Below are 1,274 nucleotides of genomic sequence, written 5' to 3'. Positions count from 1 at the left end.
AATCAGTCTAATTTTGTCAGTATCATGCACAGCGTTACTGCTAATCCTGATCATAATTTCATTGGTGAAGTAAATGAGCGAATTAACTCAGCTAATCAGTCAGCAAGTCAGTCTTTTGAAGGAGCAAAACAAGCTGCAACAGAACTGCATCGACGGACAGAAGATATATATCGAGCAATTGGAGAAGCGCAGCGCAGCACTACTTCAACAGATGAAAGAAGAGCCACCAGTGGACTTTTTGAACGAATCTATCAAAGGATTCTCAAAACAAACGCAGGCTTATTTGGAAAAAACCTTAACCAGTGCCTTGAGGGAATCAAATATAGATCAGTTAGTCCAAGACAAGATCAATCAGCAAATTCAGCCGATGCTCAAAGATATTCAGGATACTCAATCGAAATTAACACAGACCCTTTCACAGATTTCTACCGCCAGCTCACTTCTAAATACCACAGAAGTCAGCGAACGCTTAACGACTTTGGAAGACTCACTGAGAGATTTGACCACACAATTAAAGAAAGCAATCGAGTATTAACAGCTATCAATTCCAAAGGCTTTGCTATTAAACCGAAAAGCCCAATTGATGCTGCACGTATATTCTCATACAGCTATGTTAGTGCAGCCAAAGACGTGAAATATTGGGCTGAAATACAAGAATTGAAGTATCACAAAAAAAATCCGATGGGGACTGAGCTGTATGAAGCTATATGCGAGAAGTACAACGCTTTACAGCACTTCTCACGCCAAGAAAAAGACATGACAGACCAGATGCGTGATCACATTCAACAGATGATTGCCAATGATAAGAGAATGGTGAAATTTGCTGAAAAGCGGTTAGGTACTTACTTCTCTCAACGTGAGCATGACCGCCTAGATTCTCTATTCGATACAGCCAAAGACCGATTTAAAAAACCAGTTGAAGTTAGCCAGGTGCGAGATATTGAGCCAACACCAACACCAACACCATCGCCAAGTAAAGATGATGGCTACAGGTATGACCCATTCTAAGAATGGTTTTTTTTATACTTTTTTTGCCAAAACTGCACCGATTCAAACTTTAAATTTTGGAATGAATTACACTATCTAAAGTGAAGTGAATAAACTAAACTAAATGAACTAAACTAAACTAAATAAACTAAGTTTAGTAAAGTAAATAAAATCAATAACTCACTTTGGAGTAACTAAGTGAATAACAAAATTTCAAGTGCTGTGACCAAGCAAGACGTATATGACGCTATTGAGCAGCTTCTAAAAGAAAATGGGAGATATACAAA

1 protein-coding gene is annotated in these 1,274 nt (G+C 38.1%); it reads left to right on the top strand.

Features of this window, described 5'->3' with window-relative positions:
- Positions 1 to 1,008, top strand: a 1,008-nt coding sequence (locus FTV38_RS17635; protein ID WP_218950303.1) for a hypothetical protein, incomplete at its 5' end; no start/stop codon positions are given.
- Between the last annotated feature and the right edge of the window lie 266 nt (positions 1,009 to 1,274).

This window comes from Acinetobacter sp. YH16044 (genome assembly GCF_013417145.1).
Lineage (GTDB): Bacteria > Pseudomonadota > Gammaproteobacteria > Pseudomonadales > Moraxellaceae > Acinetobacter > Acinetobacter amyesii.
The sequence above is the reverse complement of the archived record's forward strand: the minus strand, read 5'-3'. Positions and strand labels throughout refer to the sequence as shown.